Here is a 14,912-nt window from a genome sequence, read left to right as displayed (position 1 = left end):
GTCTTACATATTCATGGGGAGCAATAGGAGTGAAGGAGCCGGATAATGGATGGACAAAAAGCGTCAGGGTGAGTGGATCCGGGATACCTATCAGGTGTTACAAACTTTTCCCTTTGTACAAGGTGTTCTCTATTATGTGGAGATTTCCTCCTACAAGAGTGGAGATTTGCCGGGGACGGCCTTTATCCATGCCATGGAGCCAAAGGGACTGGAGAAGGACACTTCTTTTCCTAAATTGTTGCAACGGGACTCCCATGTCTTTTTGCCGTTGCAGGATGCCTTTGTGGAAAAAGGGATCTTCTATCAAGTGTTCGATTCCTTAGATGGAACGTTGTTGGCGTACCAGATGTTAGGATCTGAGCTGCTGCCCTTGGGAGAAGTCTCCCAGATGTTGAAGGAGATCGCCGATCAGTTACATCGGTTGCGGCAAAATGGTGAGTTTACGGTGGTTCATCCGCAAAATATGTTGCTCACTCCCGAGGGTGTCCGCTTTTTATATGGAGGCCCGTCAGGGTGGATTCCGGAACCTGAATACTCATTGTGGCTGGATGGGACGGGCGAATCGGAGGAAACCCGGGAGGTGTATCTGTGGGGAGCTCTGGCCTACACCTTATTCACCGGTGTAGTGCCCAAATCGGAGGAGATGGAGCCTCTCCGCCGGTACCGGGAGGAGGTGCCGGTGGAGTGGGAGCGATTGATTTTGAGCAGTCTGCGGGCAGATCCCGCCTGGAGACCTGGTTGGGCGGAGATTTATAAGGAACTGGAACAGATTCCAGCCTCGATGCCACATGGAACTCCCGCTGTTAAAGACGCATCCGCCCCGGCAATTTCTAGTGACCTCTATTCCCGAGCGCTACTCCAGAGCACAGAGCCCCGTTCCCGTGAAGAGGAGCAGGTGCAGTCGGAAGAGAGTGAGGGGCAAGAGGCTACGCAAGGGATTCAGCCGCAGCGGCGGCAGAAAACCGATACAGACCCCGCGCCGCGACAGGCTCATTCCAAGGGAAAAGGCTTGTTGATCACAGGGATCGGCGCTGTGGTACTCGGGCTGGTGGCGGGGGTGTACTTTTTATTCAGCGGGGTATGGGGCGACGATGCGGAGGATGCGGCGCGCTACTATGGAGAGTCGATGCGACTCTTGCAGGAGAAACAGATGGACGAAGCGATCACCCAAGCCCAACAGGCAGTAGAAGCGGATCCGGAACAGAAAGAATACCTGCTTCATCTGGCTAATCTCCACGCAGAGAAGAAGAATTACAAAAAGGCGACGGAAGTCTTGGTTGAAGGGGTCAAAAACGTTCCGGATCCCGAGGTGTATGATGCTTTGGCGGTGTATGCCCTCGATTCCGGGGATCTGAAGCAGGCACAGTCCGCTGTAGAAAAGGCGCTCTCCTCCGATCAAAAGAATCCTCTCTTCCATTATCATCAGGGGCAAATTCACAGTGCAAAAGGGGAGGATGATGCAGCCGTCGATTCCCTGCGGACCGCTGTCCGTTTGAATCCGAAAGAAGGCTCATACCAATATCTACTCGCTTCTTATCTGTTGAAGTTGAAGAAAACGGAGGAAGCTGTCAAACACGGGCAAGAGGCTGCCAAACTGAAACCTGACAATGTGATGGTTTGGTATAAGCTGGGTCAAGCTCATCTGGCGGATCGAGAACGGATTGCGAAACAGACGGGGCTGACGAAAAAGAAACAGGCGAGCCTTATGGCAAACACCGTCGAAGAAGCGATGCATGCATTTAATCAAGTGATCAAATTGAAACCGGAGCATGCCGCTAGCCACTATTATCTCTCCATAGCCTGGTATTACACAGGGGATTTGCAGTCCTCGCTGAAAAGTGCCAGAGAATCTGTCCGAATCAGCCCGAAAAAAGCGATTTACCATTTTCAACACGGTGTGGTCCTTCAGGCACTGAATAAACGAAAAGAAGCCGCCGAAAGCTATCAAAAAGCTCAGGAGTTAGATCCAGGTGATATCCGATACAAAGAAGCATTGGATCAGATCAAGTGATCACTGAAAAAGCCGCCGAAGCGGCTTTTTTTAACTGTCATGACCCGATGGCGAATCGTCGGGATGTGGGGGTTGGGAGGAGGCTACCTCCTGCATCGCCAAGGAGGCTGTCTCCCATGCTTCCCATTCGTGCATCTGGGGAACCTGAAAATCCTCCGATGTTGCCAGATTGCGGGCACGCCGGGCCTCCTGTTCCAGTCGAAAAGCCAACTGGTTAAAGCGGGCCCGGATGTTTTTCTCCATGGATCCATTGGCTTGTTGGCGGCAGTAATGGAGGCAATTAGGGCACATCATCCATTTCAAGGCACCATCCACATAGACATCAGCAAAAATAGCTCCAGGGTAAAAGTGGTCGTTGATCTCGCAGAAGTCGCAGAACAGTTCATTCCTACCGGTCATAAACCCCAATTTTACACTTACCTGACGGTTTTTTTCTTCTTCCTGTACTTCTTTTCTTCGTTTTTCCTCAATCATCTGAAAAAATCGCTGCATCCATTCTTTCCACTTTTGTTGGGAGAGGGGTTTTAGTTTCCGCAGTTGTTCGGTCACTTTTTGGAAGGCAGATCGCCAAGGGTTCTTGTCAGGATGATCATGGGTTTCCTTTTTTACCGGGATCACCTCTCGGATGTCACTGGTATCCATTTTAAAAGAAGGGGATTCTTCATGTTCGGACGGGGGGGCGTTCTCTGTCTCCACTTGCAAGTCCCGGATCATCTCCACAACGGTTTCCGGGTGTCGATCCTTCTCTTCCTCCAGGAGATGAAAGGAATCCGATAGGATCTCCGGCTGCTGTCGGATTCTTTCTAGCTCCTCAGCATGGATCCAGAAGATACCGTCCAATTCCAAGCTCTCGATCTTCTCCGCCAACACCAAATCCTGAATTTTGTACGCGGAAATAGGCAGATGTTCGGCGGCCTCTTCCAAGGTAAACCAGGGATGCCCATGGGGAGTCGGAATTTTATCCGGTTGTGGAAACGGCATATTTCTGCTCCTTTCTCTGTCAGAATTGAGGTTAATTATCTATTTATGTATTCCTGGGGGAATCCCCTGCCAACCGGACAAAACAGGACAAAAGGTTTTTTATACCGACAAGCAGGCGTGTTGATTAGCCATATTTTGGGTGGGGAGATCGTGTTCACCCACGCGACCGTTGCCATCCGGCAAGGAAGTGAAAACTGGCCGCTCCAAATCTTCCGATCGGGCAGGGGCAAAGCCTTACGGAAGCAACACAGGGAAGATGTTGCCCCTAAACGCCCTCCCTCCAGATTCTCCGCTGGGTAGGATGGCAAAGGTCGCTTTGGCAGCACACGACTCCCTTCCGCCGCCCATTTTCTGGTTAATCAACAGCCCTGACCGACAAGATCTGTAGGTGATCCCCGTCTGAGAAAAAAGTCGAAAATTCGTCTCACTTTTGTGCCCGATTTGTCTAAATTCCTTGATGAGATCTTGAAGAATTCGGGTTATGATCACACTGAGATATCATTGACTCCCCTGTCCTCCAATGGGGGAGCTAGAGAGGAGAACGGATATGACACTCGCGTTAACGATTGCACTGTCACTGATTTCCACCTGCCTGCTCTCCACTGCCACCCTTCATCTGATGATCAAAAAAGAGGATCAGATGGTGGCCCAATCTTTGGGAGAAGAATAAGGTTTCCAATCCACCCCGGTCGTGCTGTTCAGGAACCGGGGTTTTCAGGCTCCGGCATTTGCCGGAGCTTTTTTCATACTTTGGTTCATTCCTATGATTTCATGGCGTTTTGCAGGTTGGGATTCACACTTTTCTCTGGTAAAGTGAGTACCAAGATCGGGAATAGGAATGAGGAGGCGGATGATCTGATATGTATGAAATGATCCTCTTTGATGTGGACGGGGTGCTGTTGAGTGAGAAGCGTTGTTTTGATACCACTTGTTTGGCGGTATGGGAACTATTGTACAGTGACCAGATGCTGGGATTGCCTGAGGGAAGTTTTACCCCTGCCCCCGATGAGGAAACCATCGGAGAAGTGCGGCGGGACGTCTTTGACGGGGAGAAGATATTGGAAGGGCTGAAAGCTCAGGGGGTTAATTCCAACTGGGATATGGTGGCCTTCTTATTTGGGTTTCAGCTTCAGGAATTGTTAAAACAGCTGTTTGCAAAACAGCCTGATTTTGTGAGTCGCTTGCTGACAGAGGACCTGGACAGGGAAACCTTGGTATGGATCGGAGAAAGTTGTCGTAGGGAAAGAATCAAGTTTCTACCCCGTTATGGAAAAGTGACAGAGTATTTGGAGGAGATGTCTCCGGACCAGGGAGATCTGCTGGGGCAAATCAACGGGTTAGCTCAGTCGTGGTCAGGGATTCAGGCTACTTGTTTCTCTCATGGGGGCTCGCTGTGGAATTTGGGTTTAGAGGTTTATCAAGAATGGTACTTGGGAGGGGACCTGTATGAAAAGCAGGAACAAAAAGCACCTCTCTATCCTGAAAAGACGGGCTTTCTGAAACAGGAGATACCGATTGTGGAACCGTCAGCGATCCGTGATATGCTGGATCAATTGAAACTATCCGTCACCCTCGGGATTGGAACCGGGCGGCCGTCCTTGGAAACTCAGATGCCCCTGGAAGCGATGGAATGGTTGCCTGCTTTTGATCCCGATCGGATTGTGACGGCCAGTGATGTGCGACGGGCGGAGAAGAGCGGACCCGATCTGGGACCCTTGGGGAAACCCCATCCTTTCACCTATCTGAAAGCGTATAGAGGGAAGAATTTTTCCGATGCCGACATCTTGGCCATCGATCTTCCTATCAGTGGGGGAGAGCGGGTTTTGATCGTTGGAGATTCCGTGGCGGATCTATTGGCCGCTCGCCAGATGGGTTGCCATTTTGCCGCCACTCTGACTGGACCTTCCGGAGAGAAGGCGCGGGCCAAGTTTGAAGAGCTGGGGGCGGATTACATCCTACAGGATGTCACCGAAGTACTTTCACTGATTCGGGGTCTCGGAAAATAGGAAAATGACAGGGTTGTTGATGAACCCTAAAGTGGATGATTGGGAACGAAACGACCCTTTCGTTCTCCATCGTAAAATATGGCTTGAGGGGACGGGGATGGTGGGAGGGCTCCGATCTCTTGCAAAGAGCGCATAGCGAGACCCGGGAGCGAAAAGCGACCCTGGCGAGACTTGTGCCCTATGGGTGCAAAGGCTCTTCACCGTCTCACCATCCCGACCTGATTTCCTACCTAAAATGTGGCGAATCCACACGCCTGTTCATTATCTCAGGCGTGTGGATTGGATTCATTGCTCGTTGCACCTCTTGGACACGCGCTTTCGTTCCTTCGTGTTATGCTATCCAATCCTCCGATGGGCAGGGAGTGATGTGGGCTCGCAAGATTAATGGAAGGTCATGTGAAACCCGTTTCGGACCGATCTGGCCTCAGATCCAGTGGATCTGATACACCAGAGGAGGGAGAGATGCAAACTGAGTGAACGGATTTGGTTGATATTTTCCAGGGTTTTCTGCATAATAAAAGTGGGTAAATGATTTAAGAGAGGCATCGTTTCAAATGATGTCCCTTTGCCGAACAAATTACATAGCGGGAGGGTTTATTGATGGCCAAACACGAACTGCCGGCATTGCCGTACGCTTCGGATGCATTGGAGCCTCACTTTGACAAAGAAACTATGGAGATCCACCATGGACGTCACCATAAGACCTATGTGGACAAATTGAATGGGGCACTGGAAGGTCAAGCTGCTAACCTGCAGGAACAATCGGTGGAAGACCTGATCAAAAACATCGACCAGGTACCGGAAAACATTCGTACCGCGGTTCGCAACAACGGGGGTGGACATGCCAACCACTCTCTCTTCTGGAAGATTTTGAGCCCTAATGGCGGGGGTCAGCCGACAGGTGAACTGGCAAAAGCCATCGACGAGGCCTTTGGTAGCTTTGAGAAGTTCAAGGAGGAGTTTGCCAACGCAGCCACCGCACGTTTTGGAAGCGGCTGGGCTTGGTTGGTTGTAGACAAGGATGGCTCTTTAGCTATCACCAGTACTCCTAACCAGGACAGCCCGCTCATGGAAGGTATCCAGCCGGTCCTGGGTCTGGATGTTTGGGAGCATGCTTACTACCTCAAGTACCAAAACAAACGCCCGGATTATATCAAGGCGTTTTGGAACGTTGTCAATTGGGACGAGGTAGGCCAACGCTATCAGCAGGCCAAAAAGTAAACTGACCGTTTTTCCGGCGCAACGATCAATTCGTTGCGCTTTTTTTGTTCCATATATCCAATTTTTATCTTATATAGCAATCTTTATGTGTTGAGGGATTACCAGTCAGCCACTATAATTCCTAATGTGTGTAAATCAAGCCGAATCCTGACTTCAGGTACGGGGGATTTATCTTTACTTTGGGGTGGAACCGCTGTGCGGTCGGGACCTCATCCTGAACCCGTCAACTAACCTCGGAGGCTATAAGGAGGAATACTGTGAAAAAGAAACTGATGATCTTTCTCACTGTGGCCACGGTCAGCCTTACAGGCGTTGTCCTCACCGGAGGGAAGAAGGCGGAGGCAGCGGCGCCGACCACGGTATACTATGGAAGCGAGAATGGAGACGTTTGGGATCTGCAGGCTCGTTTGAATCAGTTAGGGTATAAAATTGATCGTGATGGGATCTACGGACTGCAAACCGAACGTCAGGTGGTTCAATTCCAGAAAGATCACAACTTGCGGATTGATGGAATTTCTGGTCAACAAACCTGGGGACAGTTGAAAAAAATGACGCCGTCACATGGGAACCAAGTTGCTGACAAAGCAGCTACTAAGGACAAAGTCTCCCTGAGCCAGGAAGACCGACAGTGGATGGCGCGGGCTGTTTACAGTGAAGCTCGTGGGGAACCCTACAAAGGACAGGTAGCAGTAGCTTCAGTCATCATCAACCGGATGCAGTCCGATAAATTCCCGAACACCGCTAAGGGTGTCATTATGCAGAAGGGAGCGTTCACAGCAGTGGACGATGGCCAAATCTGGATGAACCCGGATAGCGATGCGAAAAAAGCGGTGGAAGATGCCGCCAAAGGTTGGGACCCTTCGAGTCATGCCCTGTATTATTTCAACCCGGATACAGCTACCTCCAAATGGATTTGGAGCCGTCCACAGATCCACAAAATCGGAAAACACATCTTTACTAAATAAATGATGGCAGCTGTCCTGAGGGACAGCTTTTTTCTTTGGGGAAGCTAAGGGAGAAAGGAGGTGAGCTTCATTTCACGGAGACGACGGAACCGTCAATTGTTGGTACCGGAAGCGCGAGAAGAGATGGATCGTTTGAAAGCATGGGTGTTGAAGCAGCAGACCGGAAAGCAGGTCCAGGGTCCTGTGGATGCAAAAATGGAAATGGCCCGGCAAGCAGGGGTTTCATATCGCCCCGGAGGATCCAACGGGGATATGAAAACCTCTGAGGCGGGTAAGATGGGTGGACCAGTGGGTGGGCAAATGGTGAAAGAACTGGTTCAAATGGCCCAAGAAGAACTGACCCGTCGAAAGTGAATGTAGACGGTCCCCTGAAGGGGGCCGTTTTAGGCTCATGGAAAAAGGTTTGACACCCGGATCACTCCTGTTACATAATAGACTCTAATTACAATCGAAAACGGATTCTACTCGTTATCCAGAGTGGTGGAGGGACTGGCCCGATGAAACCCGGCAACCCGCTTGCGCAATTTTGCAGGCAAGGTGCCAAATCCTGCAACGCCTAAGCGTTGAGAGATAGGGAGTGGGATGAATTTCGGCGATATTGATCCGCTGCGGTCCACCCCCTCTCCATCCTGAGGGGGTTTTTCCATTTTCAAAGGAGGAATCGGAGATGAAGCGAATCGGTGTAGGGCTGTTGGGGTTTGGCACAGTCGGCGGCGGTGTTTACAAAACGTTGCGAAGCCAAGAGGATGTGATTCTGAAAAGAACGGAAACGTTATTTGAGGTCCGATCCATTCTGGTGAAAGAAAAGGAGAAGGAACGTTCAATCGAGGGAGTGCAACCGTTGATCACCACGGATTTTGACCGGGTCTTGGAATCCGGGGTGGAGGTGATCGTAGAGGCCATCGGTGGAACGGAGCCAGCACGGATGTATGTGGAACGAGCGTTGGAGGCGGGGTGCCACGTGGTGACCGCCAACAAAGAATTGATGGCCAAACATGGGGTGCAACTGGAGCGCTTGGCTCGGCACCATCAGGTTCAAATTTTGTATGAAGCCAGTGTGGGAGGCGGCATCCCTGTATTGGGGACGATGGGATATTTCTTGAAGGCCAACCGTGTGCAACGGATTACGGGAATTCTCAATGGGACTACCAATTATATTTTGACTCGGATGGCCCGGGAAGGAGCCTCTTTTGAGGAAGTGCTGGCAGAAGCGCAACAGAAGGGATATGCCGAGGCGGATCCCGCAGCGGATGTGGATGGATTTGACGCTGTCTACAAATTGGCGATTCTTTGTCGACTCGCTTTTGAGACACAGGTTTCGGTGCAGCAGATCCTCCGAGAGGGAATTCGGGACATTACACCAGAGGAGTTGGAACTTGCCCAAAGGCTGGGTTATGTCGTAAAGCTGTTGGCGACAGGTGAACAATACGGGGAGAAAGGACCGGTCAGTCTCGGCGTGAGCCCCTCTTTGTTGCCCATATCCCATCCTTTGGCCGGGGTAGAAGGTGTGTATAACGCGATCCATCTGGAGGGAGATGTTGTTGGGGATGTGACCTTGGTGGGACGGGGAGCCGGAGAGAGGCCAACTGCTAGCGCAGTGGTGGAGGATTTGAGCAATCTGTTTCGCCTTCCGTCTCCCAAGTTGCCTTTGTCGGATTCTATGCTTCTGCCTGCAGGGGAAGCAGGGGGAAGCCGATTTCTCTTTATGAAGCTACGTGAAGGGGAGGTGCCAGAACCGGAGAAGTTACGCCAAAAACTGGAGAGGATAGGGCTGGAGGTGGTGGACGTTGTCTCTGCCCGTGGCGGGGTGGCTTTCATCCTGCGCCGTTGGGACCCTTCCCATACCTCGGTTGTGGTGACGGAGCTGGGGCTGGAGCTTTCCCAGATTGTCTCCCGCCCCGTCCAAGGCGGAGGTCTTTGTCAGGAGCAGCAACCGGAAATGGAGGGTGTCGTCTGAACCCTCCATCCTTTGGAGTGGGGGGATTACAGAGACAGGGACTCTCAAATGAACGGACTCCTCATTTGATTTTAGGATCACGAAACCGGCGTTGCCGGTTCTTTTTTTATGAAAATACGAATAGATGTGGAGGAGAATGAGGTGACAGCGATGGCCAGAATCCGGACGAATAGGAAACAGACCGCATTGTTGGGACGTTTGATGCGGGCAGAAGCGGAGGGAGAAGGGGAAACAGGGATGATCCTGGTGGGCATCGTCGGAGTAAACCGAGTGGTTGCCGGATGTCTCGACTTTGAAGACATTCGGACCCTGCAACAGATGATCTTTCAGTCACCGGGAGGATTTGAAGCGGTGCAATCGTCTTATTTTTATCAAAAGGCTCGGGAGCGGGACATTCGGTTAGCCCAGCGGGTCATTCAGGGTGAACGAAGGGACCCGGCAACCAATGCCCTTTGGTTTTTCCGCCCGGTAGGCACCTGTCCTGGGACCTGGTATAACCAGAGTAACAGCGGACAATACAAGTCCCACTGTTTCTACATTCCCACCCCCCAGGAGTGCCCCGATGTCTATTAGGATGTGTTGAACCTTTTGTCACACAGTCTTCCCCTTCTCAATGACGAGACACGCCTGCGTCTGGAAACAGGGTTCCACCAAGGAATAAGAAAACCTTTACCCCGATGTCCAGTCCCAGATGGGGATTTATAAAGAAGGAAGGGAGAGAATTCGATGTATTATTGGCAACAACCGCCCTTTTACACTTCTGCCGCCAATGAGACCCCTCAACGGCGGACAGAACGAGTGTACACGGAAGATGTTTTGAATCGAAACATCGGGAAAGAGATCACTCTGCACCTGACCTATGAAAACAATAATCAGTGGAATGCGATGGTGGTCACAGGAGTGTTGCGGGAGGTGGGACGGGATTTCCTTTTGCTTAGGGACCAAAAGACAGGAAAAGATATGATCTTTATGAATATCAATATTGACTATTACATTTTCGAAAGTGGGCCAGCCAATCTAGCCCGGCCCCAAAGATGAGTCAGTTCCCCCATGAAAAGACACCGGTTCCTGGAAACCGGTGTCAGCTGATTCATTCCAAAATGTAGGCCAGGGCCTCCAAAGCCTGCTCCGGTGTTTCAACGACTACCTGTGCCCGTTGCGCCAGCTCTTTTAGAGGATGGATCAATCCTTCAGGACGGACGAGGATTAAGGGCTTTCCCGATTGAATAGCGATGGTGGCATCCATGGCTGTGTTCCATTGGCGATATTTTTCTCCGAAGAGGGCGATCACTACATCTGCTTTTTCCATCCAGACACGGGTGCGGAGGTTGTTGAATTCGGAGGCTGCCTGGTCACGAAAGACAGGATCCGGTTGTTTCCCTTTGATTTTCTCTCCGATATCATCTGAGCGGTCATGATTTTCCTGGGGTCCTTTGAATAGGATGGGGAGCCCTCGTTCTCTTACCTTTTGCCGCAGTTCCTCCCGCCAGTCGTCATGGATTTGTCCGGCCAGATAAACCACCAGCTCCATATCCACCAGTCTCCTTTCACATGGACTTGAGTGAGATTTGTCAAAGCTATTGTATCAGATGAAGGAGACGAGGGTCTTTCTCATCGGGTGTAGGCAGGTTTACGCACGTAGGTAAGGAAAGAGGGCTCTTTGAAATCACTTTCCTGATGGGAGGGTGTTTTTTTTGTGTGGGATATGTGACCAATTGACGCCGATTCGAATATGGAAGGAAGGGAGGAGGGAAAGAAATGTCCAACCAAACTGATGACAATTATTCCCCCCAGAGTACCGGGGAAGGATCACTGACATCTGAAGAGATTCGACTGGCATCTGAAGAGTTCCGAGGCAAAAAACCGTGGGAAGTCTTGCAATGGGGTGCAAAGCGATTCGGAAAATCGATGACGTTGGCTTGCAGTTTTGGTTATGAAGATGTAGCGTTGGTTCACATGTTGCACCGAGTTGCACCAGAGACGGATATCTTTTATCTGGATACTGACCTTTTATTTCCGGAAACTTATGAGACGCGGGATCGGTTGGCCAAAGTATTGGGCAAATCCTTTATCCGGGTTCGCCCAGAAAGCAGTTTGGAAGAACAGGCCCGTCTTTGGGGAGAAGAACTGTGGAAACGAGACCCCAATACCTGTTGTGGGATTCGAAAAGTAAGGCCTTTGCGCCGTTTTCTCAAGAATTACTCGGTCTGGTGCTCTGGAATCCGGCGGGAGCAATCCCCTACAAGGGCTCACACTGAAGTGGTGGAATGGGATCATCAATTTGGATTACTGAAATTGAACCCATTAGCTTATTGGAGTAGCGAGGAAGTCTGGGACTACATCAAGGAACACGATATTCCCTATAACCCGATGCATGATCGTCATTACCCCAGCATCGGGTGTATTCCGTGCACTCGGCAGGTGCGACCCGGTGAAGATGCGCGGGCGGGCCGCTGGTCCGGCATGGACAAGACGGAATGCGGCCTCCACCCGTCGGAAAAGCAATAATATGAGAAAAGGGGCTGAATCCTATGGTGGCATCCCCTCATGGGGGCGTGTTGATCGACCGTCTTTGTCGAGGCCAGGAAGGCGAGGAGTGGTTGAAAAAGGCGGAATCACTTCCGTCATGGACACTTGATAAGCGACTTCTGTCTGATGTGGAATGTATCGCCACCGGGGTTTACTCTCCGTTACAGGGATTTTTGGGGGAAGAGGATTATTTGTCAGTACGGGATCAGATGCGTCTGGCTGACGGAACGGTCTGGAGTCTGCCTGTCACCCTGCCGGTGGAAGAAAATGAAGCCCGCCGAGTGCGGGAAGGGGATCAGGTGGCACTGCGGGGACCGGATGGACGGGTGTATGCTCTGATGGAAGTGACCAGTCTTTTCCGAGTAGACCAGCAACGGGAGGCAGAGGCTGTTTTCGGGACTCCGGATTCAAATCATCCGGGAGTGGCCCGCTTATTTGAGGCTTCTTCGATCTATGCGGGGGGGCCGATTTGGATGATCCGGCTTCCGGACCATGGTCTATTCTCTGGAGAATGGATGGAACCCGCGCAGACCCGGCGGATTTTTGCGGAGAGAGGTTGGAAACGAGTGGTGGGTTTTCAAACGCGCAACCCGGTGCACCGAGCTCATGAATACATCCAGAAGTCCGCTCTGGAGACTGTGGATGGTCTCTTCTTCAACCCGCTGGTAGGGGAGACGAAGAAAGATGACATTCCAGCGGAGATTCGTCTGGAGAGTTACCGCACGATCCTCAATCACTATTATCCCCAGGAACGGGTCCTGTTCGGAGTTTATCCGGCGGCGATGCGTTATGCGGGACCACGGGAAGCCGTCTTTCACGCTCTGGTTCGCAAGAACTACGGGTGTACTCATTTCATTGTCGGCAGGGACCATGCAGGAGTGGGAGACTACTACGGAACTTATGATGCCCAACAGATTTTTTCCCGGTTCAAGGAAGAGGAGCTGGGAATCACACCGCTCTTTTTTGAACACAGCTTTTACTGCCGAAGTTGCCAGGGGATGGCTTCCAAGAAAACCTGTCCCCATCCTCCACAGGATCATGTGACCCTGTCGGGGACTCGGGTGAGGGAGATGTTGAAAAAAGGGATGACACCACCCCCAGAATTTTCCCGCCCAGAGGTGATCCGGGTTCTGATCCAGGGTCTGCAGGAGTCCAAAATCAGCCGCTGATGAGAGGTTAAGGTACCAAGACACCGGAGTTTCCGGTGTCTTTTGATTTTTTAGGGGATTTTGAGGTGAATAGTGGCAGAATCTGTTGAAGGGTTGTGGGAGACGGTCAGTTGTCCGGCTCCGGGTTGATCTCTTGTTGCACGTGGTACATATTTTCCATATAACGAAGGAAGGACGGAGGGTCTTTTTTTTCGTGGCATTGAGCCAGCTTGAACAGGATCTCCATCTCCTTTTTCCGATGGGGATGTTTCTTAGATAATTCCAAGGCTCGTTTGAAACGTTGAATCGCTTTTTCGACTTCCCCGGTTTGACGATAAAGGTCTCCGGCCAAGGTGAGTGTTTCCAACATCAATGGGGTTTCCGGACCTGACTCTCCCAGGCGAATGGCCCGGTCCATGATCTCTTCTGCTGATTTCCATTTTTTTCGCCGAAGATACAGAGCGCCCAATCGATTGTATAAGTGAAGCAGATATTCCTGGTGATCCATAGGCGGATCCAATTGAAGAGCCAATTCTAGACAGAGTTCCGCTTCCATCCAGTTTTGTCCCGCCTGATAGACGTCTCCCAATGCGGACCATAATTTAAAGGTGCCCAGAGGATCTTGGTTGACCCGGGCGATTTCCAATCCCTCCTGTGCGCAAACCACCGCCTGCTGATACATTCGGGTCGTTTGCAACAACTGCATCCGCAGAAGATATAGTTCTATGAGAACCCGAGTCGGCTGTATTTGGGAACGTTCTTTCCATAATTCATCGATCAGTTGTAAAGATTCTCCGAAACGGTTGAGCTGAAGAAGAATCCCGGCCCGATTCACTTCCAGAAAGTATTTGATTTGTTGCCGTTCTCCGTCGGGGTTGAAGGCTTTCAACCCGAGATAGGTATATTCCAGTGCTTTTTCGGGGAGATTTTGTCGGATTGCCGATTGACTCAATTCATGATAACTGCATGCTTCCAGATTGGACGGGGAGGGCTCATCATGTTGGCGTTCCAGTCGAATCACATTGGAGAACATCCGATCTGATCGCTTTAAGCTCCCGGTCAGGGCATGACTTCTTCCCAGCAGATAGCGGGCTCGGGAAGCAAAAGGATGGGAATCGGGGATTTCCAACTCTTTTAACTTTTGTCGAGCGGTCTTTTTCTGACCGAATTCGAGAAGAGTCTCTATGGAGTCCAGCTGAAATTTTAACCGCTCCATGGATTGTTGTTCTCCGAGTAACAACTTCGGCAGGTCTTCTGGGTTTAACTGGAGTTTGGAGAGAACATAATGTATTTTCTCCTGATGGACGTAGGGAACTCCCCGTTCAATATTGCTGATGGTGGCAGGAGAGATGTTCTCATCGGCTAGATCTTCCAATCGCAATCCTTGTTCTCGTCGTTTTTTGCGGATCAGTTCTCCAATTTCAGTGGTCTGTATGGAATTCAATTGATTCCACCTCCGTTTACACAGATGGATGAGTTGTTGGTTATGAGAATCTTCCTCCTATTTTATCAGAGGAAAGCAGCATCGTGCCCATTTCAATAGAAAAAAGCTGGTTGTTTGGACAGGATCTGATAAAAAAGCCCCCTCCGATTCGAGGGGGAGAGGGGTGATCCGGTTTTGTGCCATCCCATCCATTCGGGGTGTAAACGGCATAGGGGGAAGGCCACATGGAATAGATTTGGCTTGCAAGAACTTTGGTACTGCCACTTGAAACTCCATCTTGATCCGCCATGGATCTGAATGGCCTCGACGACCCTAACCGATTTTGCTGTGAAGTGAGCGGTCTGTAAATTGGCTTGGAGAAAGAGTGCTGTTTTGGTGGATTTTTATAATGAAACAACACTATAAACACAAATCACCTCGGCTTAAAGCCGGGGTGATTTTTCGGACAGTAAATAAGGTCGGGATGGTGGGACGGTGAATGGGGGCAATGGGAAGAGCGAAAGGTCAGTTTTGTTTCCATCACCCATTTCCATTAATCAACAGCTCTGTTACTGCGTATCAGGCGTGTTGATTAGCCATATTTTGGGTGGGGAGATCGTGTTCACCCACGCGACCGTTGCCATCCGGCAAGGAAGTGAAAACTGGCCGCT

At 50.8% G+C, this 14,912-nt stretch carries 14 protein-coding genes and 2 riboswitches; of the genes, 11 read left to right on the top strand and 3 right to left on the bottom strand.

The genetic code is table 11. The features are described 5' to 3' along the window. Positions 1-49: 49 nt before the first annotated feature. Positions 50-2,011, top strand: a complete 1,962-nt coding sequence (locus JOD24_RS12970) for a tetratricopeptide repeat protein (protein ID WP_429247050.1) — start codon at positions 50-52, stop codon at positions 2,009-2,011. A 30-nt stretch (positions 2,012-2,041) separates the two neighbouring features. Here JOD24_RS12970 and JOD24_RS12965 read toward each other — a convergent pair whose 3' ends face one another. Further along, entirely contained in the window at positions 2,042-2,992 is a 951-nt protein-coding gene (locus JOD24_RS12965; RefSeq protein ID WP_380165417.1) for a hypothetical protein, read from the bottom strand. Positions 2,993-3,539: 547 nt separating this feature from the next. On the opposite strand from JOD24_RS12965, the gene JOD24_RS12960 reads away from it, so the two are divergent. From JOD24_RS12960 to JOD24_RS12925, 8 genes are all read left to right on the top strand, one after another. Continuing rightward, complete coding sequence (locus JOD24_RS12960; protein ID WP_380165415.1) at positions 3,540-3,662, top strand: hypothetical protein; 123 nt, start codon at positions 3,540-3,542, stop codon at positions 3,660-3,662. A gap of 190 nt (positions 3,663-3,852) precedes the next feature. Continuing rightward, entirely contained in the window at positions 3,853-4,998 is a 1,146-nt protein-coding gene (locus JOD24_RS12955; protein WP_380165413.1) for an HAD family hydrolase, read from the top strand. A gap of 600 nt (positions 4,999-5,598) precedes the next feature. Next, complete coding sequence (locus JOD24_RS12950) at positions 5,599-6,219, top strand: superoxide dismutase (RefSeq protein ID WP_380165411.1); 621 nt, start codon at positions 5,599-5,601, stop codon at positions 6,217-6,219. Positions 6,220-6,347: 128 nt separating this feature from the next. Further along, a riboswitch (cyclic di-AMP (ydaO/yuaA leader) is annotated at positions 6,348-6,476 on the top strand. After that, on the top strand, positions 6,477-7,184 hold the full coding sequence (gene sleB / locus JOD24_RS12945) for a spore cortex-lytic enzyme (RefSeq protein WP_429247049.1): 708 nt from the start codon (positions 6,477-6,479) through the stop codon (positions 7,182-7,184). It begins immediately after the preceding riboswitch. A gap of 60 nt (positions 7,185-7,244) precedes the next feature. Next, positions 7,245-7,538: an alpha/beta-type small acid-soluble spore protein gene (locus tag JOD24_RS12940; RefSeq protein WP_429247048.1), complete on the top strand. Its 294-nt coding sequence runs from the start codon at positions 7,245-7,247 to the stop codon at positions 7,536-7,538. Between the two features lie 111 nt (positions 7,539-7,649). After that, a riboswitch (SAM riboswitch) is annotated at positions 7,650-7,761 on the top strand. A 90-nt stretch (positions 7,762-7,851) separates the two neighbouring features. Further along, positions 7,852-9,141: a homoserine dehydrogenase gene (locus JOD24_RS12935; protein WP_429247047.1), complete on the top strand. Its 1,290-nt coding sequence runs from the start codon at positions 7,852-7,854 to the stop codon at positions 9,139-9,141. 150 nt (positions 9,142-9,291) lie between these two features. Next, positions 9,292-9,714, top strand: coding sequence for a cell wall hydrolase (locus JOD24_RS12930; RefSeq protein ID WP_380165403.1), 423 nt, complete (start codon positions 9,292-9,294; stop codon positions 9,712-9,714). A gap of 153 nt (positions 9,715-9,867) precedes the next feature. Continuing rightward, positions 9,868-10,179 (top strand): spore coat protein GerQ, encoded by a 312-nt coding sequence (locus tag JOD24_RS12925; RefSeq protein WP_380165401.1) that lies wholly within the window; start codon positions 9,868-9,870, stop codon positions 10,177-10,179. A gap of 52 nt (positions 10,180-10,231) precedes the next feature. Here JOD24_RS12925 and JOD24_RS12920 read toward each other — a convergent pair whose 3' ends face one another. Then, positions 10,232-10,672, bottom strand: a complete 441-nt coding sequence (locus JOD24_RS12920) for a YtoQ family protein (RefSeq protein ID WP_380165399.1) — start codon at positions 10,670-10,672, stop codon at positions 10,232-10,234. A 227-nt stretch (positions 10,673-10,899) separates the two neighbouring features. Here JOD24_RS12920 and JOD24_RS12915 point away from each other — a divergent pair, with 227 nt between their 5' ends. Further along, positions 10,900-11,649 (top strand): phosphoadenylyl-sulfate reductase, encoded by a 750-nt coding sequence (locus JOD24_RS12915; protein WP_380165397.1) that lies wholly within the window; start codon positions 10,900-10,902, stop codon positions 11,647-11,649. 23 nt (positions 11,650-11,672) lie between these two features. After that, a complete protein-coding gene (gene sat, locus JOD24_RS12910; RefSeq protein WP_380165395.1) occupies positions 11,673-12,839 on the top strand; it encodes a sulfate adenylyltransferase in 1,167 nt (388 codons plus the stop codon). Positions 12,840-12,945: 106 nt separating this feature from the next. Here sat and JOD24_RS12905 read toward each other — a convergent pair whose 3' ends face one another. Continuing rightward, on the bottom strand, positions 12,946-14,262 hold the full coding sequence (locus JOD24_RS12905; RefSeq protein ID WP_380165393.1) for a tetratricopeptide repeat protein: 1,317 nt from the start codon (positions 14,260-14,262) through the stop codon (positions 12,946-12,948). Between the last annotated feature and the right edge of the window lie 650 nt (positions 14,263-14,912).

The organism is Kroppenstedtia sanguinis, assembly GCF_050433445.1.
GTDB lineage: Bacteria > Bacillota > Bacilli > Thermoactinomycetales > DSM-45169 > Kroppenstedtia > Kroppenstedtia sanguinis.
The sequence above is the reverse complement of the archived record's forward strand: the minus strand, read 5'-3'. Positions and strand labels throughout refer to the sequence as shown.

Bases quoted from the DNA above. Each gene is read 5' to 3' on its own strand.
- JOD24_RS12965 (WP_380165417.1), bottom strand. From the start codon at position 2,992: ATGCCGTTTCCACAACCGGATAAAATTCCGACTCCCCATGGGCATCCC.
- JOD24_RS12960 (WP_380165415.1), top strand. From the start codon at position 3,540: ATGACACTCGCGTTAACGATTGCACTGTCACTGATTTCCACCTGCCTG.
- sat (WP_380165395.1), top strand. From the start codon at position 11,673: ATGGTGGCATCCCCTCATGGGGGCGTGTTGATCGACCGTCTTTGTCGA.
- JOD24_RS12925 (WP_380165401.1), top strand. From the start codon at position 9,868: ATGTATTATTGGCAACAACCGCCCTTTTACACTTCTGCCGCCAATGAG.
- JOD24_RS12915 (WP_380165397.1), top strand. From the start codon at position 10,900: ATGTCCAACCAAACTGATGACAATTATTCCCCCCAGAGTACCGGGGAA.
- JOD24_RS12930 (WP_380165403.1), top strand. From the start codon at position 9,292: ATGGCCAGAATCCGGACGAATAGGAAACAGACCGCATTGTTGGGACGT.
- JOD24_RS12935 (WP_429247047.1), top strand. From the start codon at position 7,852: ATGAAGCGAATCGGTGTAGGGCTGTTGGGGTTTGGCACAGTCGGCGGC.
- JOD24_RS12970 (WP_429247050.1), top strand. From the start codon at position 50: ATGGACAAAAAGCGTCAGGGTGAGTGGATCCGGGATACCTATCAGGTG.
- JOD24_RS12955 (WP_380165413.1), top strand. From the start codon at position 3,853: ATGTATGAAATGATCCTCTTTGATGTGGACGGGGTGCTGTTGAGTGAG.
- JOD24_RS12920 (WP_380165399.1), bottom strand. From the start codon at position 10,672: ATGGAGCTGGTGGTTTATCTGGCCGGACAAATCCATGACGACTGGCGG.
- JOD24_RS12950 (WP_380165411.1), top strand. From the start codon at position 5,599: ATGGCCAAACACGAACTGCCGGCATTGCCGTACGCTTCGGATGCATTG.